Origin of the sequence: Bradyrhizobium ottawaense (assembly GCF_900099825.1) — a bacterium.
In the GTDB taxonomy this organism is placed as follows: domain Bacteria; phylum Pseudomonadota; class Alphaproteobacteria; order Rhizobiales; family Xanthobacteraceae; genus Bradyrhizobium; species Bradyrhizobium ottawaense_A.
Genome location: NZ_LT629693.1, coordinates 4,080,894 through 4,104,101, shown reverse-complemented (window position 1 = coordinate 4,104,101; position 23,208 = coordinate 4,080,894). Strand labels below are relative to the sequence as shown.

Here is a 23,208-nt window from a genome sequence, read left to right as displayed (position 1 = left end):
CGGTTCCGCCAGTATCCGGCGCAGCGATGGCAGCCGGCCACAACCGGACGAGATCATCGGCACAATCACAACACATGAGGAAATAAGCGATATGAGGAAGGGTATTCTCCATCTGGTCACCGGCACGGCGCTTGCGATGGCGCTGTCGGTCTCCGCGGCTTCCGCGCAGAAGAAATACGATACCGGTGCGACCGACACCGAGATCAAGATCGGCCAGACCAATCCATTCTCCGGACCAGCCTCGGCCTATGCCACCATCGGCAAGACCCAGGCCGCCTATATGAAGATGATCAACGATCAGGGCGGCGTGAACGGCCGCAAGATCAACCTGATCCAGTATGACGACGCCTATTCGCCGCCGAAGGCGGTCGAGCAGGTGCGCAAGCTGGTCGAGAGCGACGAAGTGCTGCTCACCTTCCAGCTCCTCGGCACGCCCTCGAACGCGGCGGTCCAGAAGTACCTCAACTCGAAGAAGGTGCCGCAGCTGTTCGCCGCCACCGGCGCCTCGAAGTTCACCGACCCGAAGAACTTCCCGTGGACGATGGGCTTCAACCCGAACTACTTCGTCGAGGGGCGCATCTACGGCCAGTACATCATCAAGACCTATCCGAATGCCAAGATCGGCATCCTCTACCAGAACGACGATCTCGGTAAGGATTACCTGAACGGCATCAAGGCCGGTCTCGGCGACAAGGCGGCCGGCATGATCGTGGCCGAGTCTTCCTACGAAGTCTCCGACCCGACCATCGATTCGCAGATCCTCAAGATCAAGGACAGCGGCGCGGACCTGTTCTTCTCGGCCACGACGCCGAAGCAGGCGGCGCAGGCGATCAAGAAGATCGCCGAACTCGCCTGGCATCCGGTGCAAATCCTCGACATCAACGCCACCTCGGTCGGCGCGGTGATGAAGCCGGCGGGGCTGGAAGCTTCCAAGGGCGTGATCAGCGTCAACTACGGCAAGGATCCGCTCGATCCGACCTGGAAGGACGACGCCGGCATGAAGAAGTATTTCGAGTTCATGGCGAAGTACTATCCGGACGGCGACAAGGATTCGAGCTTCAACTCCTACGGCTACTCGACCTCGCAGTTGATGGTCCATGTGCTCAAGATGTGCGGCGATGACCTGACCCGCGAGAACGTCATGAAGCAGGCCACCAGCCTGAAGAACGTCGTGCTCGATCTGGCGCTGCCGGGCATTCTCGCCAACACCTCGCCGACCGATTATCGCGTCAACAAGCAGTTGCAGATGATGAAGTTCAACGGCGAGCGCTGGGAACTGTTCGGCCCGATCCTCGAGGACGCAGGTCCGGCGGGCTAGTCATCGATTTCGGTTCGCTTCGAATGATCGGCGGCCTCTCGGGGCCGCCGATTTGTTTTGAGGTTACGCCGAAGGACGCACAGCCAACCTCGCCCCGCTTGCGGGGAGAGGTCGGCGCGTAGCGCCGGGTGAGGGGGACTATCGAGACGGTCGGTGCTTGCGGAGAAAGCCCCTCACCCCGACCCTCTCCCCGCAAGTGCTGGGCGAGGGAGAAGACATCCTACTTCGGAATTTCCCCAAAGGTCTTCCCGACCGGCAGCACCGCGTGGCGGATCAGGCGGGAATCCTCGACCCCGGCCTGGCGGTGTTTGACGGCTTCCCGGTAGACGGGGTCGCGGATCATTTCGGCGAACGCCGCCACGGAAGGATATTCGGCGATGAAGGCGTGATCCCAGCGCTCTTCTGGCGGCCCGATCAGCATCAGTTCGAACCGCCCCTGCCAGACGATCTTGCCGCCGAGCCGTTCGAACACCGGCCCGCTTTCCCTTCCATAGGCGGCATAGGCTTCCGCGCCGGTCGCCTTGCGGCCGTCGGGATAGGCGGCCTGCGCCCGCAGCCGGACCAGATTGAGCATGTGGATCGGTCCCGGCCGGTCGTTGGCCTTGAACTGCGCGAACACTTCCTTGGTCGGATCGATGTGGCCCATTCGGCTCTCCTTGTTCCCATCTGAGGATGTTTTAGCACGCACCGCCGCACCTCCTAATCCCGCGTTAACCTCTCGGTAACCGGCCCTTAAACTGCGCCCGGTAGCCTGCGGCGGGACCGGTGTGAGCGGCGTTTGCGTATGGCGTTGGGGCGAAAAAAGAGCGGCGGACGCAAGGAGCCGCTATTCGGGCTTCCGGCCGCGCTCGCGGATCTGCGCCTCTCGCCGGAAGATCGCGTCCCTGACGCCGAGGACCGGCCGAAGAAATCATCCAAGCCCAGGATGGACGACGACGACGAACCGCCGCGCGAGCGCAAGCCACGCGCCAGCCGCGGCGGCAGCAAGCGGCGGTCGAAATCGCGCGGCCGCCTCTCGATCGGCCGGCTGTTCTACTGGACCGCGGTGCTCGGCCTGTGGGGCGTGATCGCGGTGGTCGGCGTGGTGATCTATGTCGGCGCCCACCTGCCGCCGATCCAGTCGCTGGAAATTCCAAAACGCCCGCCGACCATCCAGATCACAGGCCTCGACGGCAGCGTGCTGGCCTCGCGCGGCGAAATGCCCGGCGCCAATGTCTCGCTGAAGGATCTGCCGCCCTATCTGCCGAAGGCGTTCATCGCCATCGAGGACCGCCGCTTCTATTCGCATTACGGCGTCGATCCGATCGGTATCCTGCGTGCCGCGGTCACCAACGTCCTGCATCGCGGCGTCTCGCAGGGCGGCTCGACGCTGACCCAGCAGCTCGCGAAGAACCTGTTCCTGACCCAGGAACGCACCATGGCGCGCAAGCTGCAGGAAGTGGAGCTCGCGCTGTGGCTGGAGCGCAAGCATTCCAAGTCGGAGATCCTCGAACTCTACCTCAACCGGGTCTATTTCGGTTCCGGCGCCTATGGCGTCGAGGCCGCGGCCCAGCGCTATTTCGGCAAGCCGGCCAAGAACGTCACCATCGCGGAGGCCGCGATGCTGGCTGGCCTCGTCAAGTCGCCGTCGCGGCTGGCGCCGAACCGCAACCCCGAAGGCGCCGAACAGCGCGCCAAAACTGTTCTAGCCGCGATGGCGGACGCAAAATTCATCACCGACGCGCAGGCGCAGGCCTCGATCGGCCATCCTTCCTACAATGTGAAGCCGGTCGGCGCCGGCACCGTCAATTATGTCGCCGACTGGATCGGCGAAGTGCTCGACGACCTCGTCGGCCAGATCGACCAGAGCATCGTGGTCGAAACCACCATCGATCCGAAACTGCAGAGCGTGGCGGAAGCCGCCATCATCGACGAACTGGCGGCGAAGAGCGTCAAATTCAATGTCAGCCAGGGTGCGCTGGTGGCGATGACGCCCGACGGCGCGGTGCGCGCCATGGTCGGCGGCCGCAACTATGCCGAGAGCCAGTATAACCGCGCCGTCACCGCCAAGCGCCAGCCCGGCTCGGCGTTCAAGCCATTCGTCTATCTCACCGCGATCGAGGCCGGGCTGACGCCGGAGACGATCCGGCAGGACGCGCCGATCGACGTCAAGGGCTGGAAGCCGGAGAACTACACCCACGAATATTTCGGCTCGGTGACGCTGACGCAGGCGCTGGCGATGTCGCTCAACACGGTTGCGATACGCGTCGGCCTCGAAGTCGGCCCCAGGAACGTGGTGCGGACCGCGCACCGGCTCGGCATTTCGTCGAAGCTCGATGCCAACGCCTCGATCGCGCTCGGCACTTCCGAAGTCTCTGTCATCGAGCTGGTCGGCGCCTATGCGCCGTTCGCCAATGGCGGGCTCGGCGTCTCCCCGCATGTCGTGACCCGGATCCGCACCAATGAAGGCAAGGTGCTGTACACGCGGCCCGCCGATGCGCTGGGCCAGGTGATCGAACCGCGCAGCGTCGCCATGATGAACACGATGATGCAGGAAACCCTGATCTCAGGCACCGCGCGCAAGGCCGAAATTCCGGGCTGGACCGCGGCCGGCAAGACCGGCACCAGCCAGGATTACCGCGACGCCTGGTTCATCGGCTACACCGCGAACCTCGTCACCGGCATCTGGCTCGGCAACGACGACAACTCGCCGACCAGGAAGGCGACCGGCGGCGGCTTGCCGGTGGAAGTCTGGACCCGTTTCATGCGAACCGCCCATCAGGGCGTACCGGTCGCAAGCCTGCCGAACGCGCAACTGGGCAACCCGCTCTCGAACCTGTTGCAGGCCGCCTCGCAAGTGAGCTTGCCCTCGCCGCCGTCAGCACCTCAACCGCAGATGCAGTCCCAGGCGCCGATGCCGCCGGTGCCGTTGCCATCAGGCGGCGGCTACCGGCAACCGCAGCCGGTACGGACCTCGGCGCCGCCGAATCCCTCCGCACGCCCGGAAGCCGCGGCTGGACTGGATGGCTGGCTGATGGAGCGGGTGTTCGGCGGCAATCGGTAGCCGATAGGACTATTGTTCAGCACTGAACGTCATACCCCGCGAAAGCGGGGTATCCAGTACGCCGCGGCTTCTCGATTCTACCCGAACGTCTCTGGAATACTGGATTGCCCGGTCGAGCCGGGCGACGACAGCTATATTCGCGACAGGCTTCGCTCAGTCCTGGATGCCGTAGCGGTGCAGGTCGTTGCCGTGGGTATCGAGCCAGCTCTTGGCGCGCTCGACGTGATTGCAAATTCTGGCAACGACCTTCCAGAACCGCGCCGAGTGGTTCATCTCGACGAGATGCGCGACTTCATGGGCCGCGAGATAGTCCAGCACGTAGGGCGGCGCGAGGATCAGCCGCCACGAAAACGACAGCGAGCCGGCCGAGGTGCACGAACCCCAGCGGCTCGATTGATCGCGCAGCGACACCCGCTTGACCTTGACGCCGAGCGCTTCGGCATAAGCCAGCGAGGCCTTGTGCACGTCCTTGCGCGCTTCGCGCTTGAGAAAATCATGGACCCGCCGGTCCATGTGTTCGGCGCCGCCGGCCACGCAAAGGATCCTCTCGCCGGAGTCACGGGTTTCCGTCCACACCGTGCCGCGCTCGCCGGCGCGATGCACCAACCGGTGCGGCACCCCGCGTAGCGGCACCAGCGTGCCGGCCTGAAACGGCGCCGCCTTCGGCAAACGGCCGAGACGAGCGGCGATCCAGCCGCCGTGAAGCTGCGCAAACTCCCTCGCCTCGACCAGATTGCCGCGCGGCGGCATGGTCAGGATGGCTTCGCGGTCGGTCGGGTGTATTCGCAAGGTGTAGCGCCGCGCGCGGCGGTGCCGGCGCAGCCGGATCGCAAAGAATTGCGAGCCATGCTTGACCATAAGAGTCGCGGGTTCGGCGGGCCGCCGATAGAGAAGCGCGCGAGTAGCCATGTCTGACAGTCCGGGGGGCAGGAGATCGCCCGGATTCTGCCATATCCGCCGCCATTGAAATCGCTCGGCGCAAAAACAAATCATTTGCCCAATATACAGGGGCTGGTGGTTAAACCGCCTCTACCGGCAGGGGCTGGAACCAAAAATTTTAGGGGGAACCGGCACCGCCGGATACCCTCAAACACTGAGGTCACACTCATTCCTTGATTCGTCTGCGAATCCTGATTCTTTTAATCAATTCAGGGGCTTGGACACCAGCCAGATTCGATTGCCGGAATCCTGCGATTCTTCTTTGAATCGGAGCGAATACTGATTTCGGTGTGAACGCGTCCTCTCAACGCGAAACGACGTCCGCTTCGCCCGAAAACACGCGCGGCTTGTTGTTCGGACGCGATTTTTGACGCTGATCACATCGACTTCGCACGAAAACGCAGTCGAACCGCTGCTATTCAGCAGCGGCAGCGACCAGTTTCGGCTTGGTATCGGCCGCCGACAGCATGAAATCGGAAATCCGCGGCACGATTTCGGAGCGGAACCGCGAACCGTTGAACACGCCGTAGTGCCCGACGCCCTTTTGCACGTAGTGCACGCGGCGATGATCGGGAATCGCGGTGCACAGCGCGTGCGTGGCTTCGGTCTGGCCGATGCCCGAGATGTCGTCGTTCTCGCCTTCGACCGTCATCAGCGCCACGCGGCGGATTTTCGACGGATCGACCGGCTTGCCACGATGCATCATCTCGCCTTTTGGCAACGCATGCTTGACGAACACGACGTCGACGGTCTGCAGGTAATATTCGGCGGTCAGATCCATCACCGCGAGATATTCGTCATAGAATTCGCGGTGCTTGTCGACCAGGTCGCCGTCGCCCTTCACCAGATTGCTGAACAGCGCCTTGTGGGCGTCGGTATGGCGATCGAGGTTCATGGTGATGAAGCCCGAGAGCTGCAGGAAGCCCGGATAGACGTCGCGCATCACGCCGGGATGCGGGAACGGCACCTTGGTGATGACATTGTTGCGGAACCACTCGATGCCGCGCTCGGCCGCGAGATTGTTGACCGAGGTCGGGTTGCGGCGGGTATCGATCGGGCCGCCCATCAGCGTCATCGACAGCGGCACGAAGGGATCGTTGGCGGCTTCCATGACCGAGACCGCCGCCACCACGGGCACCGACGGCTGGCACACCGCGATGACGTGCATGTTGCCGCCGAGCACGTGCAGCATCTCGATGACGTAGTCGACATAATCGTCGAGGTCGAAACGGCCTTCCGTCAGCGGCACCATCCGCGCGTCCGACCAGTCGGTGATGTAGACCTCGTGCGTCGGCAGGAAGGCTTCGACCGTGCCGCGCAGCAGCGTCGCGTAATGGCCTGACATCGGCGCCACGATCAGCACCCGCGGCTGCGGCGAGCGCAGCGGCCGGGTCAGCTTGCGATCGAAGTACAGCAGACGGCAGAACGGCTTTTCCCAGATCGAGCGGACTTCGACCGCCGTCCGCACGCCGTTCACTTCGGTGGTGTCGAGACCCCATTCGGGCTTGCCGTAACGGCGCGTGGTCCGTTCGAACAATTCGCAGGCCGCGGCGATCGATTTGCCGAACTCGGTGTGCGACCACGGATTGAGCGGGTTCTGAAACAGGATCTTCGTGGCGTCAGTCACGGCGCGTGCAGGATTGAGCGACGCGTGGCCCATTTCGTACATCCAGTACATCGGCGTCGTAAGCGCCGGACTGACTTCGGCCACCAGTGGCGGTGCTCCGCCAAACTCACCAATCGGCATTGATTTCAGACCCCTGTTTTGCGCCGCAGCATACTGCCGAATGCGTAATTAAGCGTCAATGCACAGATCGGTAGTTCTACATGGCCAAAGGGCCGAAAACCCCGGAAATTCACGGGAAAGCGGAACTTATTCACCCCCGCTTAGCAGCGAACCGTGGCGCTTGGCGCTGCGCAAAAGGGCAAGAAAGATCGCAAAGGAGGCAGCGAACAACGCGACGTTGATGGCCAGCGAAGTGACCATCAGGTCGGCCCGAAACACGTGATCGATCAGCAGCGCCCGCATGCCCTCGAACACGTAGGTCGGCGGCAACGCCCAGGCGACATATTGCAGCCAGCCCGGCAGCACCGCGACGGGATAGTAGATGCAGGCGAGTGGCATGATCCCGAACATCAGCGTCCAGACGATGCTCTCGGCCCCCAGCCCGTTGCGAAGAACGAGGCCCGACACAAAGATCCCGACCGACCAGCTGGTGAAGATCAGATTGCAGAAGAAGGCGATCAGCGGCACCCCGATCGCAAAGAAGTTGAACTGGAAGAAGAACAGCGCCAGCAGCGTCATCGGGATCACGCCAATCGCAAGCCGGATCAGGCTCATGATCATCAGCGAGATCAGGAATTCGATCGGCTTCAGCGGGCTCATCATCAGGTTGCCGAGATTGCGCGCCCACATTTCCTCGAGAAACGAGATCGAAAAACCGAGCTGACCGCGAAACAGGATGTCCCACAGGATCACCGCGCCGATCAGCGAGCCGCCGGCGCGCGCGAAAAACCCCGACGTCTGCGAGATATAGTTCTGCAGAAAGCCCCAGGTGATGATCTGCAGCGCCGGCCAGTAGACCAGTTCCAGGAGCCGCGGCCAGGACGACATCAGCAGATACCAATAGCGCAGCACCATCGCATGGATGCGGTGCGGCGAAATCCCGCGATGCGTGGTGATCTCGCTCATGGCGCGCCCTCCGCCACCCGCCCGCGGGCGACGTCGAGAAACACTTCCTCCAGCGTGGCGCGGTTGTAGCGCGCCATGATCTGATCGGGGCTGTCGTCATCCTCGATCCGGCCGCGCTTCATGATGATGACGCGGTCGCACAGCCGTTCCACCTCCAGCATGTTGTGCGACGCCAGCAGAATGGTGGCGTTATGGGTCTTGCGGTAGTTGGCGAGATGCTGACGCACCCAGTCGGCCGTGTCGGGGTCGAGGGAAGCCGTCGGCTCGTCGAGCAGCAACAGCTCCGGCTGGTTGATCAACGCCTTCGCCAGCGCGACGCGGGTCTTCTGCCCGGCCGAGAGCTTGCCATTGGCGCGGTCGAGGAAGTCGTTGAGATCGAGGTCGGCGGCGAGTTGCTCGATCCGCTCGCGCAGATTCTCGACCGCATAGAGCCGGCCGAAAATGGTGAGGTTCTGCCGGACCGTCAGCCGCATCGGCATGTCGACATAGGGGCTTTCGAAATTCATCCGGCCGAGCACCTCGGCGCTCGCTTCCGGCATCGGATGGCCGAGCACCTGGATTCGGCCCGATGTCGGCAGCACCAGCCCCATGATCATGGCGATCGTCGTGGTCTTGCCGGCGCCGTTGCCGCCGAGCAGGCCGGTGATGCTGCCGGGGCCGATCCTGAACGTGACACCGTCCACCGCCCTGGTGGTCTTGTAGAGCTTGACCAGATGCGCGACGTCGATCGCGGCCGTCTCGGGTGGAGCGGCAGTGGGCGATGATGCTGTTACTGCGTCGCTATTGACCATTTCGGCTCGTTCATTGCGGCATCGCGGCGGCCAGCGCAAGACGTGGACAACAGCCCGGCGTGACACACTGCCCTATCCCGCGAATTTGTGATCGTGCCCCCGCGCAGGTAAACTCGCGTAATGACCGACGTTGCCGCCTCCGACTTCCGAAATCCACACCGCTATGTCCGTCTGGATACGATATTGCGGTTGCGCTGGCTCGCCGCACTCGGCCAGCTCGCCGCCATTTTCATTGTCGCGCAGGGGCTGGAATTCGACGTCCCCGTCATTCCCTGTGTCGCCATTGTCGGCCTCTCGGCGCTGCTCAACCTGGCGCTGCAGATCGTGTTCAACCCGATGCAGCGGCTGGAACCGGTTTACGCCGCAGCCCTGCTCGCGCTCAACATCGTTGAACTCGCCGGACTGCTGTTCTTCACCGGTGGGCTGCAGAACCCGTTTTCATTCCTGTTCCTGGCGCCTGTCCTGATTTCGGCGACGGCGTTGCCGATCCGGCTGACGATTGCGCTCGGCATCCTCGCGGTCGCCTGCGCCTCGGCGCTGGTATTCTTCCATCTGCCCTTGCCATGGGACAGCGACGACCCGCTGGTGCTGCCGCCGATCTATCTGCTCGGCGTCTGGCTCTCGATCCTGCTCGCCATCGGCGTCACCAGTCTCTATGCGTTCCAGGTCACCGAGGAGGCCCGCAAGCTTTCCGACGCGCTGGCGGCGACCGAACTGGTCCTCACGCGCGAGCAGCATCTGACCCAGCTCGACGGCCTGGCCGCCGCCGCCGCGCATGAACTCGGCACTCCGCTGTCGACGATCTTCCTGATTTCGCGCGAGCTGGAGAAGACCGTTCAAGACAACGATCATCTTGCCGCCGACCTGAAAACCCTGCGCGAGCAGGCGCAGCGCTGCCGCGACATTCTGGCCAAGATCACCCAGCTTTCCTCCTCCGGCGCGCCGTTCGACCGCATGCCGCTGTCGACGCTGATCGAGGAAACGGTGGCGCCGCATCGCGATTTCGGCGTTGCGATCAAGGTGCGGCTTGCTGTCGCAGCCGCGCGCGAGCCGGTCGGTGCGCGAAACCCGGCGATCCTCTATGGCGTCGGCAACATCCTGGAAAATGCCGTCGATTTTGCCCGGACCACGGTGGAGGTGAACGCGTGGTGGAATGCCGACAGCGTCGAGATCGTGATCTCCGACGACGGGCCGGGTATCGCGCCCGACATGCTGAAACGGATCGGCGAGCCCTATTTATCGCGGCGCCCGAGCGCGGATGAGGCCCAAAACGGGCATTCCGGGCTTGGACTCGGCGTGTTCATCGCCCGCACGCTGCTTGAGCGCACCGGCGCCAAGGTGTCGTTTACCAACCGGATCTTTCCCGATCACGGCGCCGTGGTGCAGATCGCCTGGCCGCGAGATCGCTTCGAGGCGGATGAAGCAGCGGGCGGAACCGAGACCTAGAACCGTTCCTGAAACCGTACTTGAATCGTTCCTGGCATCGGGGATGGCACCGCCGTCCGACTATAGGCGGCCTTGGCAGCGCCACCTTGCCACGCCATATCTTAGTGGTCCGCAACACAGGGATACCAGACCTTGAACGCCATCGCCGAACTGAACGATCACACCGACCGCACGCTCCTGATCGTCGAGGATGATAAGCCGTTTCTGGAGCGCCTGTCGCGCGCGATGGAGACCCGTGGCTTCGCGGTGACGTCTTGCGACACCGTATCCGACGGTCTCGCCCAGATCGGCCGCGCCGCACCGGCCTTTGCCGTGGTGGATCTGCGGCTTGGCGACGGCAACGGCCTCGACGTGGTGTCGGCGCTGAAGCGCAAGCGCCCCGAGGCGCGCGCGATCGTGCTGACCGGTTACGGCAACATCGCCACCGCGGTCACGGCCGTGAAGATGGGCGCGGTGGATTATCTCTCGAAGCCCGCGGACGCCGACGACGTCGTCGCGGCCCTGCTCGCCAGCGGCACCGAAAAATCCGAACTGCCGTCGAATCCGATGTCGGCGGACCGCGTGCGCTGGGAACACATCCAGCGCATCTACGAGATGTGCAACCGCAACGTCTCTGAAACCGCGCGGCGGCTCAACATGCACCGTCGCACCCTGCAGCGCATCCTGGCCAAGCGCGCGCCGCGCTGATCGGTTTCATCTGCCGAATATCTCTCCGTCATGCCCGGGCTTGTCCCGGGCATCCACGTTCTCGCGTTTGCAGACAAAGACGTGGACGGCCGGGACAAGCCCGGCCATGACAAGGTAACGAACCTTACCCTAAAACTCCCCATGCCCCTGCGGATCGACTAGCCGGTTGATCCGTTGCGCCGCGGCCATCGCGAAGCGCACCGTCATCAGCTTGCGGGTCGGCGCCGGCAGCCGGTGCTCGGGCGCCTCGCAATGCAGATGCGCGCCATAGGCGTCGGCGATGATCAGGCCGGTGTCTTGAGGAAAGATCTCGCACGGCAGATCCTGCGTGAAGGCAAAGAACAGCCGGTCGCAATGCATCCGGTAGTCCTGCCACTTCTGGTCGGCGCGCAGATCCTCCACCGATGACTTGATCTCGACGATCCAGATCTCACCGCGGTCGTTCAGCGCCACCAAGTCGGCGCGCCGGCCGGACGGCAGCGGCAATTCGCTGATGCAGGAAAAGCCCAACGACCGTAACAGCCGCGCCGTGCCGCGCGCGACCGCCAGCGCCGTTTCCGACTGGCGGCCATCCGGCGGCGGCACGAGGCCGATCTGGCGGGCGGGCGATTCCATGCGCTCGAACCTTAACCGATTCCGGACCGTCCGACAGCCGTCCACGGCCGCTCGTTGCGCCTGAACTTTCGGAAAACCGGCGCCGGATCACGCGTCAGCCAGCCACAAATCCGACCTCGGCCCGCCTTGTTTTGGACCACACGCCACCGTGAAGCCGGGGGACCTTCGGTTCCAGGGGACGAAACACTGGAGGAGGACCATGACGTCATCCACCACGCTTCGCTCACTCGCAATCGCCCTTGCGGCCCTTCCCCTGTCCGCCGGGCTGTCGGCCGCATCAGCCAAACCCACGGTCGAAGTCGCGTTCGTGCTCGACACAACGGGTTCGATGGGCGGGCTGATCGAAGGCGCCAAGCGCAAGATCTGGTCGATCGCGACCGCCATCGTCGACTCCAATCCTGATGCCGATATCCGCATGGGCCTCGTCGCCTATCGCGACGTCGGCGACGACTACGTCACAAGGAAGGTCGAGCTGACCACCGACATCCAGGATCTCTATGCCAATCTGCTGGAGCTCAAGGCGCACGGCGGCGGCGACTGGCCGGAAAGCGTCAACGAGGCGCTCGACGTCGCCGTCAACAAACTGCAATGGACCCAGGGCGGCGACACCAGGCGGATCGTGTTCCTGGTCGGCGACGCGCCGCCGCACATGGACTACGCGCAGGACACCAAATATCCGGTGACGCTGTCGGTGGCGAAACAGAAGGACATCATCGTCAACGCGGTGCTCGCCGGCAACGCCGCCGATACCGAGCGGGTATGGCGCGACATCGCCCGGAACGGCAACGGCCGCTTCATTCCGATCCCGCAGGACGGCGGACAGATCGTGGTGATCGAGACACCGTTCGACCAGGACATCATCATCCTGCAGCGGGAGATCAACGGCACCGTGATCCCCTACGGCCCGCGCGCCTTGCAGAAGCGCACCGAAGACCAGACCCAGCAATTGTCGAAGGTGGCGGCCGCGGCCCCGTCACAGGCGTCGGAGATGGCGAGCTATATCAACAAGCGCGCGCGATCGACCTCGGAAGCCGTCACCGGCGGCGGCGATCTCGTCGCCGACATCGGCGCCGGCCGCAACAGCCTTTCCGCGATCAAGGACGACGACCTGCCCGACAATCTACGGGCGATGAAACCCGAGCAACGCCTCGACGAGGTCAACAGGCAGATGAGCCAGCGCAAGGCGCTCAACGACAAGCTCGGCGCGTTGGTGGCCCAGCGCGACACATACGTTGCCGAACAGCGCGCCAAAGCGTCGCCCAAGGCGTCATCGTTCGACCGCGTCGTCGAGGATACGCTGAAGGCACAGATCAAGCGGTAGGCCAATCTCGCTCCCGTCGTCATGGCCGGCGCTGTTCTGGCCGTGACGACAACGGCAAGCCGGCGGAACCCGACGCACCCTCGCTTATTATCCCAACGGCCGCCGGGAATGGCGGATCGATGAGGGCTGCCTGGTGATCGACGATCTCTGGTACAAGAACGGCGTCATCTACTGCCTTTCCGTCGGCACCTATATGGACGCCAACGGCGACGGCGTCGGCGATTTCAAGGGCTTGCTGCGGCGGCTGGATTATCTGCACGGGCTCGGCATCACCGCCATCTGGCTGATGCCGTTTCAACCGTCGCCCGGCAAGGACGACGGCTACGATATCGCGGATTATTACGGCGTCGATCCGCGCTACGGCACGCTCGGCGACTTTGTCGAGTTCGCCCATGGCTGCAAGCAGCGCGGCATCAGGATCATCATCGATCTCGTCGTCAACCATACCTCCGACCAGCACGCCTGGTTCAAGGACGCCTGCAAATCGAAGGACTCGCCCTATCGCGACTGGTATGTCTGGTCCGACAAACGGCCTGCCAACGCCAACACCGGCATGGTGTTTCCCGGCGTGCAGAAATCGACCTGGACCCGGAATAAGGAAGCCGGCGCCTGGTTCTTCCATCGCTTCTACGATTTCCAGCCCGACCTCAATACCTCGAACCCGCATGTGCAGGCTGAAATCCTGAAGATCATGGGATTCTGGATCCAGCTCGGCGTCTCCGGATTCCGCATGGACGCCGTGCCGTTCGTGATCGCGACCAAGGGCGCCAAGGTTCGCAAACCGGTCGAGCAATACGACATGCTGCGGGCGTTTCGCGAATTCCTGCAATGGCGGCAAGGCGACGCCATCATTCTGGCCGAAGCCAATGTGTTGCCGGAAACCGACATGGAATATTTCGGCCGCGACGGCGACCGCATGCACATGATGTTCAATTTCCACGTCAATCAGAATTTGTTCTACGCGCTGGCTTCCGCCGACACCCGGCCGCTGGCCAAGGCGTTGGCCGCGACGAGGCCGCGGCCTGCGACCGCGCAATGGGGGCTGTTCCTGCGCAACCATGACGAGCTCGATCTCGGGCGGCTGACCAAGCCGCAACGAGAGGCCGTGTTCGGGGCGTTCGGCCCCGACAAGAACATGCAGCTCTACAACCGCGGCATCCGCCGCAGGCTCGCCCCGATGCTCGGCGGCGACCGCCGGCGGCTCGAACTGGCCTACAGCCTGATGTGCACGCTGCCGGGCACGCCGGTGATTCGCTACGGCGACGAGATTGGGATGGGCGACAATCTCGACCTGCCGGAACGAAATTGCGCACGGACGCCAATGCAGTGGTCGACGGAGCCGCACGCCGGATTTACCGAAAGCGACAAGCCCTGTTCACCCGTCATCGACAAGGGACCGTACGGCTACGAGCACGTCAACGCCGCGAAGCAGCGGCGTGATCCGAACTCGATGCTGAACTGGACCGAACGCATCATCCGGATGCGCAAGGAAGTCCCTGAGGTCGGCTGGGGCGATTTCAAGGTGATCGCGACGCGCGATCCCGCGGTGCTCGTCCTCCGCTACGACTGGCGCAACAATTCGGTGCTGTTCGTGCACAATCTCGACGAAAAGCCGCGGGAAGTCTCATTCTCGGTCGGGCTTCCCGGCGAGGCCGGCCGGCTTCTGGTCAATCTGCTGACGGAAGATCACAGCCGTGCCAACGACAAGGATCGGCACACCCTTCTGCTCGAAGCCTATGGTTACCGCTGGTACCGCGTCGGCGGCCTCGATTACCTCCTGAAACGCAGCGACATCGATGTTGACGCCAGCGGGAAAGCCGGTCACCCGGCGTGAGCCGGCGGCCCCAGAATTGTGCCTTCGTTGGCGCGCAGATCGAGCGCGCCTTCGACCCGCTCGCCGTGCCGATCCAAGAAGGTCGAGAGCAGGATTTCGCGGCCAAAGCCGATCGAACTCGACGAAATCGAAACCGGTTCGGCGCCGAGATTGAGCGCGACGACAACAGCGCCGCCCTCACCAACGCGGCGATACAGCAGAATGTCGCCCTGCGCCGCGACCGGCTCGTAGCTGCCCGTCACCAGTTGCGGCAGTTGCTTGCGTAGTACAATCAGCGCCTTGTAGAAATTGAGGATCGAACCGGTATCGGATTCGAGATTAACCACATTCTCGTGGACGTAATCGTCGGCTACCGGCAACCACGTGCTCGACGTCGAAAATCCGGCATGCGGGCTCGCGTCCCACTGCATCGGCGTGCGGCAACCGTCGCGGCCGACCCCGATGCCCGGCATCGTTCTTCTCAAAGGGGTCGCGCACCTGATCGGGGGTAATGGCGACCTGATGCATCCCGATCTCGTCACCGTAATAGAGCGTCGGCGTGCCCCGCAGCGTGAGCAACAGCATGGCGGCGACCCGCGCCTGATCCTGCCCGACCCGGCTCGCGATCCGCGGGCGATCGTGATTGCCGAGCACCCAGTTCGGCCAGGCGCCAGGCGGCAAGGCGTGCTCGTAGTCGGCGATGATGCGCTCGATCGAGCGCGCGCTCCATAGCGTCGATAGCAGCGCGAAATTGAACGGCATCTGGGCGCCGGCGAGGTTGTTGCCGTAATAGGCGACAAGGCGCTGCAGCGGCAGATAGACCTCTCCGATCAGAACGCGGTCGTCGAATTCGTCGATCACGCGCCGCATCTCCTCGATCACCTCGTGCACCTCGGGCTGATCGGTCGAATATTGCGTCAGGATCTTCTCGTGCGGCGGCCGCCCCTCAACGAAATGCGGATTGGGCGGATTGTCGCGAAACTGGGAATCCTTGATCAGGTGCCAGATCACGTCGACGCGAAACCCGTCGACGCCTTTGCGCAGCCAGAACCGCATGACGTCGTAGATCGCTTCGCGTACCTCGGGATTGCGCCAGTTCAGGTCGGGCTGCGCGGCGAGGAAGGCGTGGTAGTAATATTGCCCGGTGGCTTCGTCGTACTGCCAGGCGCTGCCGCCGAATTCCGACAGCCAGTTGTTGGGCGGCCCGCCGTCCGGCGCCGGATCGCGCCAGACGTACCAGTCGCGTTTCGGGTTGTCGCGCCCGCTCCGCGCCTCGGCAAACCAGGGATGCTGGTCGGAGGTGTGGTTCGGCACGAGATCGAGGATGATCCTGAGGCCGCTTTCGTGCACGGCCGTCGCCAGCACATCGAAATCCGCCATGGTGCCGAACAGCGGATCGATGCCGGTGTAATCGGAAATGTCGTAGCCGAAATCCGCCATCGGCGAAGGAAAGATCGGCGACAGCCAGACCGCATCGATGCCGAGCGCCTTCAAATAGGGCAGGCGTGCGATCACGCCATTGATATCGCCGACCCCGTCGCCATCGGAGTCCTGAAACGAGCGCGGATAGATCTGATAGAAAATGCCGTGCCGCCACCAGTCCTTGTTACCGTGATCCATCCCGGAATTGCCCTTAAAACGGTTGCGCGAGGCAACGCCCAAGCGCCTCGCAGGTTCACCCCTTGGAACGCGGCCATGGCAGTTCGCAGCCCAGTTCCGCGCCAAAAGCGAGATTCTCCGCTTGGCGGGACGCCAAAAATCGGCAATCTGCCGCCATGACACAGCACACCGAGACATCCACCGAGACCCAGCCGAAGGCCGGCGCGATCATCGTGCCGGTGACGCTGTTCGAGCAGAACTGCACCATTATCTGGGACGAGCCCTCCAAGAAGGCCGTGGTGATCGACCCCGGCGGCGACGTTCCCAAGATTCTGGAAGCGATCAAGCAGACCGGTGTCACCGTCGAAAAGATCTGGCTGACCCACGGCCATATCGACCATGTCGGCGGCGCCGCCGAATTGCGCGATGCGCTGCAGGTCAAGATCGAGGGCCCGCACATCGCCGACAAGTACCTGCTCGACAATGTGGTCTCGAGCGGCGAGCGTTTTGGCATGACCGGCGTGCGCAATTTCGGGCCCGACCGCTGGCTCGACGAGGGCGAACAGGTCTCGATCGGCGACCTCACCTTCGACGTCCTGCATTGCCCCGGCCATTCGCCGGGCAGCGTGGTGTTCTTCAACAAGGAATTGCGCTTCGCCCATGTCGGCGACGTCTTGTTCAACGGCTCGGTCGGGCGCACCGACCTGCCCGGCGGCAGCCACGCCACGCTGATCAACTCGATCAAGGAAAAGCTGCTGCCGCTCGGCGACGATGTCGGCTTCATCTGTGGCCACGGCGCCGGCTCCAGCATCGGCCAGGAGCGGCTAACCAACCCGTTCCTGACAGGCGAGATGTGAAAGGTTCCGCGTCATTGCGAGGAGCGAAGCGACGAAGCAATCCATCTTGCCGCACAAAGAAAGAATGGATCGCTTCGTCGCTTTGCTCCTCGCGATGACGAGAAATATGTTCCGCTACTCCGCCGCAACCATCTCGGGCGCGCGCGCCTCTGCGAGGTGCCGCGTTCCCCAGTCCTTGATCGCGGCGACGACCGGTACGAACGTCCTGCCCTTGCGGGTCAGGCGGTATTCGACCTTCGGCGGCACCACGCCAAAATCCTTGCGATCGATCAATCCGCTCTCGGTCAGCGCCTTCAATTCACGGCTCAGCACGCGCGGCGCGATCTCGGCGCTGCCGGGCATGCCGCGCAGCAGGCCGGTGCGGATTTCGCCATAGCGCCGCGGGCCGTCCTTCAGATCCCAGACGATGCGCAGCTTGTATTTGCCGCTGATCAGTTTCTGAAATGCCGCGACCGGACAACCACAGGCCGGCACCGTCCTTGCCTTCGCCATCGCGGGCCTCCCCTGAGCAATTTATGGGATCAGGATAGGAGCCGTGGAAAGAATGTCCATACTGACATTTTTGTCCGTACTTGCGCCGATGCGCACAAGCGCAGAGATGTTCGATGCAGCCTGACAGAACCAAAGGAGGCATCGGTGAAGCATTTCATGATCAGATACCGGTTCGCCAACGGCACCACCGAGGCGTGGCACGCTGAAATTGCCCGCTTCATTACAGCGCTCGACAACGACCCGGAACTGAAGGGGCGGATCGTCTACCGCTGTCTGAAACAGCGCGACGATGCGAGCTATTTCCACCTCGCTTCGGCCGCCGACGACCAGGCGGTCAAGACGCTGCAGCAGCGCGACTTTTTCAAGCATTACACGGAAAAGACGCGGCAGGCCGCCGAGGGCGGCGACGTCGCGGTAACACCGATCGAATGGATCGCCGAGACGGCCGCGGCCTGAACGCTGCGACCGCGCGTGGTTACTTCATCAATCCCGCAGCCGTCAGCGCGCGCGTGATGACGGCGCCGACGTCGATGTTGTTGCGCTTCGGCGTGCGCGGCGGCTTTGCGTGACGAATTAACGTCGTCCGCGGCCACAGCGTGGCAGCGAGTTCGGGTGACTGCAGAGATGCGGTGGCGGCCGAGGGAACGACCGGCGCCGCCGGCTTTGGCGCCGGCCTGGCGACGCTCTTCGTGTCCGGTTTCACGACTTCGTTGGGCTGGCTGACGCGTTCGGTCAGGCCGAAGAAATTCGCGATGTGATAGGACGACGAAATCCCGGCCTCGATCATGAACGCGCCTGCGGCGCCATAGCTTTCGTCACTGCCGCCGGCGAGCCCGAGCGGGGTGCCGTGCGCCATGTCGGTGATGGTGTAGGATTCGACCACGGTCTCACCCTCTTCATTCCACCAGACATCGCGCGGATAGCCGTCGACATCGGCGGTCGACATCGGCGCCGACGGCAACCCGTGCACGTCGAGCCATTGCTTTACAATTTCATTGGCGTTGGCCGGATTGACGGTGCGGTCGGCGCTCCCGTGCCACACCGACAATTTCGGCCACGGGCCCTTGTGCTTCGAGGCCTTGCGCACGAGATCGCCGAGTTCGCGCGCGGGACGCGACGCCGACTGCATCATGCCGTTGAGCGCTTCCCGCACATTGCTGGCGATGCCGTACGGCAGGCCGGCGATGACGGCGCCGCCCGCGAACACATCCGGATAGGTCGCGAGCATCGCCGACGCCATGGCGCCGCCGGCGGAAAGTCCGGTCACGTAGATGCGACGCGAATCGATTTTGTGCTCGACGACCATCCGCGCGATCATCTGCCGGATCGAGGCCGCTTCGCCACGACCGCGCGTGGTATCGCCCGGGTCGAACCAGTTGAAGCAGGTATTGCCGTTATTCGACGCCTGCTGTTCGGGCATCAGCAGCGCGAAGCCGTAACGCTTCGCGAGCGTCGACCATCCAGCGCCGAGATCGTAACCGGCCGCGGTCTGGCCGCAGCCATGCAGCACGACGACCAAGGCAGGCGCGCGCTGAAGGTGCTCCGGTACGAACGAAAACATCCGAAGCGCGCCGGGATTGGTGCCGAATTGGCCGATTTCGACCAGCGGACTCGGGACGGCGGACGCGCTGCGTCCATAGGCTCCCAAGCCATTGAAGCCGCTTAGCTTCGAAAATTGCCGCATGAATTCGACGTTTTGGGCGAGGGACAATTGCTGCAGCTCCTACGGGGGTGACCGCTCTGGTAACGTCACTCAAACCAGATAGTTGCTGCACTGCAAAATGAAAAGGCCGTGTGCTGTCATTCCACTGAATCATCTTTTTGCCATTGACGTTAATTTGCCACGGTCGCGCGTCGCATCCAGGTCAAAAATGCGGCAGAGGTGATGATCGACAGCGCAAACAGCACGGATGCGGCCAATAACGCCAGTCGGGCCGACTGACCGGATTCAACCGCAAAGAACACCGCGCCGATCGCCGCAACGCCTGCGGCGTTGGCGATCTGTGCGGTGGTACCGTACATGCCGGAGCCGGCGCCGGCGCTTACCGGTTTCACGGTCGACAGCACGGCGCTCGACAACGGCGCCATCACCAGCCCCTGGCCGTAACCGAAGATCGTCAGCACCAGTGCAAGCGCCGTTGCCGAAGGCGCACCGCTCGATTCGACCATCGCCACCAGTGCCGCAAGACCGGCGATCTGCACGCAGCAGCCTTCGATCAGAACCAGCGTGCCGCGATGACGCGCGCGCGCGCTGCTGTGACGTGATGCGATCACGAAGGTCAGCGCCAGCGGCACGAAGACGAGACCTGCCTGCAACGGCGGAATATGCAGCGCCCGCTGCATGAACATTGTCATGACAAGATAGAACGACAGGTTGGCGAAGAAGAAACAGAATACGGCGGCGAGACCGCGCATGAAGGCGGCATCCGACAGCAGCGAGAGATCGATCAACGGCATGCCGCCACGGAAGGCAACCGCGCGTTCCAGCTTCACGAAGGCAAACAGGATCGCGACGCCCGCCGCCATCGCCAGCCAGACCCAGATCGACCAGTCCACGTCATGGCCGAACAGCAGCGGGCCGATCAGGCACAACAATCCGAGAAACAATACGATGGAGCCTGGAATATCCAGCCGGGTGCCGGCGCGGCGCGGCGCCATCGGCATGATCCTCAGGGCTGCTGCGATGATAACAGCACCGAACGGCACGTTGACGAAAAACACCGCGCGCCAGCCGAGCCCGGCAAGATCCAGCGTCACCAGAACGCCGCCGAGCAGGAAGCCGGCGGCGCCGGCCAGTCCCAGCACGATGCCGTAGATGCCGAAGGCACGGGCGCGCGAGGCGTCCGCGAACAACAGATGAATCGTGGCCAGCACCTGCGGCACCATCAACGCCGCGGTAGCGCCCTGCGCCAGCCGCGCAACAATCAATTCCGGACCCGACTGCGCCAGCCCGCACCACAGCGAGGTGACGGTGAAGCCCGCGACACCGGCGACGAACACGTTGCGGGTGCCGTAGATGTCACCGAGCCGTCCGCCGGTGACCACCAGCGTGGCATAGGCGATCAGGTAGATGGCGATGACCGCCTCGATCTGCGCCGCGCTGGCGTGCAGCTCGGCCGCAATGGTCGGGATCGCCACATTGACGATGAAGGCATCGACCCCGAACATGAACTGCGCCGCGACGACGGTCGCGAGCACCCACCAGCGGCGCGAGGAATCGACCGGAGCTGAAACGATCTGATGCATGGATGAGGGCCTTGTCCGAAATCTGTCGCACGCATCAAGTACAGGTTTCGGTCATCCCGGCGATTACCCGAGAGGTAAGGGGCCTACAAGATCGCCGGGCTGGATGCGTGGAATCGGATGGCGCGGTGACTAAATGCCGGCGTCATTCCGGGGCGCGCAAAGCGCGAACCCGGAATCTCGGAAAACGCTCTACGACGCGACCGGCTCCAGCGAACCGGTCAGCGAAGCGCGCTGCGACAGCTCGATCCAGTTGCCATCAGGGTCGCGCACCATCGAGATCCGGGCCGTCGTTCCGAGCGTCACCGGCGCCCGCGCCTCGCGGCCGCCATGGGCCAGCACATGGGCGTGCTCGCGATCGACCTCGAAGACCTGGAAGGTGATGTAGCGCCAGCCCTTGCCCTCGAAGGCGGCATCGTCGGGCGCATCCGCGGCGGGCTCGACGATCAGCACCGTATCGCCCGCCAGGAATGTCATCGCACCACCGGCCCCGGCAGGCCTGCCCTCCTTCAATCCAAGCGCTTGCGTGTAGAAGCGGCGATGCGCCTCGACGTCGCGAACGCCGAGACGGATTCCGATGCGCTCGATCCCGAACAGGCCTTTCGGCACCAGCGCAACGCGATTGCCTTCCGGGTCCATCATCGGTTCCGCCGCGGTGATGCCGTCGCGCGCGATCAGCAGTTCGAGATAGCCCGATGGCGGGTTATCCGGCAGCGGCTCATAGACCTGATTGATTTTCAGGATCGAGCCGCAGAGGTCGTGGCGATGCTGCTTGTAGCCGCGACGGATCGGCTGGGTGTGGTCGAACGGCAGGCCGATCTCGTTCTGCCAGAACGCCAGCGCCGCCGGCGCGTGGTTGGTCGCAAAGCCGATATCGATGCGGGGTTTTGCCAGTTTCATATGCTGCCTCTTGCCCGACCTGCGCCGCGGGGAATTCCGGACGACGGTAAGTCACCCGCCTTCGCGCGACAACCATGCGCGGGCCGCGGGCTTCGAGGATTGCCTTGCTCTCCCCTACCCCGTAGTTTGGCCCCGAGCTCTTTCAAAGAACAATAAATCCGGAGAGAAACCCCATGGCGCGCCTCAAATTCGGAGCCTTCCTCGCCCCGCATCATCCGATCGGCGAGCATCCGATGCTGCAATTCCGCCGCGACCTCGATTTCGTCGAGCAGATCGACGCGCTCGGCTTCGACGAGTTCTGGTGCGGCGAGCATCATTCCTCGGGCTGGGAAATGATCGCCTCGCCGGAAATGTTCCTCGCCGCCGCCGGCGAACGCACCAAGCGCATCAAGCTCGGCACCGGCGTGATCTCGCTGCCCTATCATCATCCCTTCAACGTTGCCCAGCGCATGGTGCAGCTCGACCACATGACCGGCGGCCGTGCGCTGTTCGGCTCCGGTCCGGGCGCGCTGGCCTCCGATGCGCATACGCTCGGCATCGATCCGATGACGCAGCGCGACCGCCAGGACGAAGCGCTCGGCATCATCCGCCGCCTGTTCAAGGGCGAGCGCGTCACCGCCAAGAGCGACTGGTTCACCATGAACGACGCAGCGCTTCAGCTTCTGCCGCTGCAGGAAGACATGCCCTGCGTGGTGGCGTCGCAGATCTCGCCGTCGGGCATGACGCTGGCCGGCAAATACGGCATCGGCATCATCTCGCTCGGCTCGATGTCGACGCAGGGCCTGATGGCGCTGCCGACGCAGTGGGGCTTTGCCGAGGACGCGGCGAAGAAGGCCGGCACCACCGTGAGCCGCGCCGACTGGCGCGTGCTGCTCTCCTGGCACATTGCCGAAACCCGCGAACAGGCAGAGCGCGAGGCCGGCCCCGGGCTGATGCGCTGGCACAACGAATATACCGTCCGCACGCTGCAGCGGCCGGGCGTCGAACCGTTCTCCTCACCGGAAGACGCCGTCGAGAAGACCGCCGGCGGCCCCAACGCCGCCTCCACCATCGGCACGCCCGACGATCTCGTCAAAACCATCAAGAACCTGATCGACGTGTCCGGCGGCGTCGGCACCATCATCGGTTTCGTGCATGACTGGGCCAATCCGGAAAACACCCGCCGTAGCTGGGACATGGTCGCGCGCTACGTGGTCCCGGAGATCAACGGCTATGTCAGGAAGCTGCGGGAGTCGCAGACCTTCCTGATCGAGAACCGCGCCGTGTTCGAGCGCGCGGGTCAGGCCGTGATGGCGAAGATCATGGAAAACGAAAAAGCCGCCGCAGCGCTGCCGCTCACCGGCCCCGGCCGGGTGGCGATCCCCACCATCAACGCGCCGGACCTGCAGAAGGCGGCGGCGAAACAGAAGGCTTGAGCGAGAAGGCATTCAGACAAAAGAGAACGGCGCGGAT

The 23,208-nt window shown here is 63.7% G+C and carries 19 protein-coding genes and 1 pseudogene; 9 read left to right on the top strand and 11 right to left on the bottom strand.

Annotation, left to right across the window (positions count from 1 at the left end):
* The first annotated feature begins 91 nt into the window (after positions 1-91).
* On the top strand, positions 92-1,318 hold the full coding sequence (locus tag BLR13_RS19145) for an ABC transporter substrate-binding protein (RefSeq protein ID WP_074820585.1): 1,227 nt from the start codon (positions 92-94) through the stop codon (positions 1,316-1,318).
* Positions 1,319-1,538: 220 nt separating this feature from the next.
* Here the strand turns inward: BLR13_RS19145 and BLR13_RS19140 are convergent, their stop codons facing one another.
* Positions 1,539-1,964, bottom strand: coding sequence for a DUF1330 domain-containing protein (locus BLR13_RS19140; RefSeq protein WP_074820587.1), 426 nt, complete (start codon positions 1,962-1,964; stop codon positions 1,539-1,541).
* Positions 1,965-2,102: 138 nt separating this feature from the next.
* On the opposite strand from BLR13_RS19140, the gene BLR13_RS19135 reads away from it, so the two are divergent.
* Positions 2,103-4,361 carry a transglycosylase domain-containing protein gene (locus tag BLR13_RS19135; RefSeq protein WP_074820588.1) on the top strand — a complete coding sequence of 753 codons (2,259 nt, stop codon included), beginning with the start codon at positions 2,103-2,105 and terminating at the stop codon, positions 4,359-4,361.
* 153 nt (positions 4,362-4,514) lie between these two features.
* Here BLR13_RS19135 and BLR13_RS19130 read toward each other — a convergent pair whose 3' ends face one another.
* The 4 genes from BLR13_RS19130 to BLR13_RS19115 form a co-directional block, all read right to left on the bottom strand.
* Positions 4,515-5,354 (bottom strand): M48 family metallopeptidase, encoded by an 840-nt coding sequence (locus BLR13_RS19130; protein WP_074820589.1) that lies wholly within the window; start codon positions 5,352-5,354, stop codon positions 4,515-4,517.
* A 361-nt stretch (positions 5,355-5,715) separates the two neighbouring features.
* Positions 5,716-7,047, bottom strand: coding sequence for a polyhydroxyalkanoate depolymerase (locus BLR13_RS19125; RefSeq protein WP_074820590.1), 1,332 nt, complete (start codon positions 7,045-7,047; stop codon positions 5,716-5,718).
* 126 nt (positions 7,048-7,173) lie between these two features.
* Positions 7,174-7,992: an ABC transporter permease gene (locus BLR13_RS19120; protein ID WP_074820591.1), complete on the bottom strand. Its 819-nt coding sequence runs from the start codon at positions 7,990-7,992 to the stop codon at positions 7,174-7,176.
* Positions 7,989-8,783: an ABC transporter ATP-binding protein gene (locus BLR13_RS19115; protein ID WP_074820593.1), complete on the bottom strand. Its 795-nt coding sequence runs from the start codon at positions 8,781-8,783 to the stop codon at positions 7,989-7,991. The genes BLR13_RS19120 and BLR13_RS19115 overlap by 4 nt, the downstream gene beginning before the upstream one ends.
* Before the next feature lie 120 nt (positions 8,784-8,903).
* Between BLR13_RS19115 and BLR13_RS19110 the strand changes: the two genes are divergently transcribed.
* Together BLR13_RS19110 and BLR13_RS19105 are read left to right on the top strand one after the other, a co-directional pair.
* On the top strand, positions 8,904-10,229 hold the full coding sequence (locus BLR13_RS19110; RefSeq protein WP_074820596.1) for an ActS/PrrB/RegB family redox-sensitive histidine kinase: 1,326 nt from the start codon (positions 8,904-8,906) through the stop codon (positions 10,227-10,229).
* Between the two features lie 132 nt (positions 10,230-10,361).
* Complete coding sequence (locus tag BLR13_RS19105) at positions 10,362-10,916, top strand: ActR/PrrA/RegA family redox response regulator transcription factor (protein WP_074820597.1); 555 nt, start codon at positions 10,362-10,364, stop codon at positions 10,914-10,916.
* Between the two features lie 129 nt (positions 10,917-11,045).
* Here the strand turns inward: BLR13_RS19105 and BLR13_RS19100 are convergent, their stop codons facing one another.
* Entirely contained in the window at positions 11,046-11,531 is a 486-nt protein-coding gene (locus BLR13_RS19100; RefSeq protein ID WP_074820599.1) for an MmcB family DNA repair protein, read from the bottom strand.
* Between the two features lie 199 nt (positions 11,532-11,730).
* On the opposite strand from BLR13_RS19100, the gene BLR13_RS19095 reads away from it, so the two are divergent.
* A complete protein-coding gene (locus BLR13_RS19095) occupies positions 11,731-12,852 on the top strand; it encodes a vWA domain-containing protein (protein ID WP_074820603.1) in 1,122 nt (373 codons plus the stop codon).
* A 133-nt stretch (positions 12,853-12,985) separates the two neighbouring features.
* Entirely contained in the window at positions 12,986-14,686 is a 1,701-nt protein-coding gene (locus BLR13_RS19090; RefSeq protein ID WP_074820605.1) for an alpha-amylase family protein, read from the top strand.
* Here BLR13_RS19090 and BLR13_RS19080 read toward each other — a convergent pair.
* Positions 14,674-16,285, bottom strand: a pseudogene (locus BLR13_RS19080) (alpha-amylase family glycosyl hydrolase). The gene BLR13_RS19090 and the pseudogene BLR13_RS19080 sit on opposite strands and share 13 nt — an antisense overlap.
* A 155-nt stretch (positions 16,286-16,440) precedes the next feature.
* Here BLR13_RS19080 and BLR13_RS19075 point away from each other — a divergent pair.
* Entirely contained in the window at positions 16,441-17,121 is a 681-nt protein-coding gene (locus BLR13_RS19075) for an MBL fold metallo-hydrolase (protein WP_074820606.1), read from the top strand.
* Positions 17,122-17,235: 114 nt separating this feature from the next.
* Here BLR13_RS19075 and BLR13_RS19070 read toward each other — a convergent pair whose 3' ends face one another.
* Positions 17,236-17,613 carry a winged helix-turn-helix transcriptional regulator gene (locus tag BLR13_RS19070; RefSeq protein WP_074820608.1) on the bottom strand — a complete coding sequence of 126 codons (378 nt, stop codon included), beginning with the start codon at positions 17,611-17,613 and terminating at the stop codon, positions 17,236-17,238.
* Positions 17,614-17,757: 144 nt separating this feature from the next.
* Here BLR13_RS19070 and BLR13_RS19065 point away from each other — a divergent pair, with 144 nt between their 5' ends.
* Positions 17,758-18,069 carry a hypothetical protein gene (locus tag BLR13_RS19065; protein ID WP_074820611.1) on the top strand — a complete coding sequence of 104 codons (312 nt, stop codon included), beginning with the start codon at positions 17,758-17,760 and terminating at the stop codon, positions 18,067-18,069.
* A 19-nt stretch (positions 18,070-18,088) separates the two neighbouring features.
* Here BLR13_RS19065 and BLR13_RS19060 read toward each other — a convergent pair whose 3' ends face one another.
* From BLR13_RS19060 to BLR13_RS19050, 3 genes are all read right to left on the bottom strand, one after another.
* Positions 18,089-19,324, bottom strand: coding sequence for an extracellular catalytic domain type 1 short-chain-length polyhydroxyalkanoate depolymerase (locus tag BLR13_RS19060; protein ID WP_074820613.1), 1,236 nt, complete (start codon positions 19,322-19,324; stop codon positions 18,089-18,091).
* A 122-nt stretch (positions 19,325-19,446) separates the two neighbouring features.
* On the bottom strand, positions 19,447-20,859 hold the full coding sequence (locus BLR13_RS19055) for an MFS transporter (RefSeq protein ID WP_074820615.1): 1,413 nt from the start codon (positions 20,857-20,859) through the stop codon (positions 19,447-19,449).
* A 189-nt stretch (positions 20,860-21,048) separates the two neighbouring features.
* Positions 21,049-21,756 carry a VOC family protein gene (locus tag BLR13_RS19050; protein WP_074820616.1) on the bottom strand — a complete coding sequence of 236 codons (708 nt, stop codon included), beginning with the start codon at positions 21,754-21,756 and terminating at the stop codon, positions 21,049-21,051.
* Positions 21,757-21,929: 173 nt separating this feature from the next.
* On the opposite strand from BLR13_RS19050, the gene BLR13_RS19045 reads away from it, so the two are divergent.
* Positions 21,930-23,171: an LLM class flavin-dependent oxidoreductase gene (locus tag BLR13_RS19045; RefSeq protein ID WP_074820618.1), complete on the top strand. Its 1,242-nt coding sequence runs from the start codon at positions 21,930-21,932 to the stop codon at positions 23,169-23,171.
* The last annotated feature ends 37 nt before the right edge of the window (positions 23,172-23,208 follow it).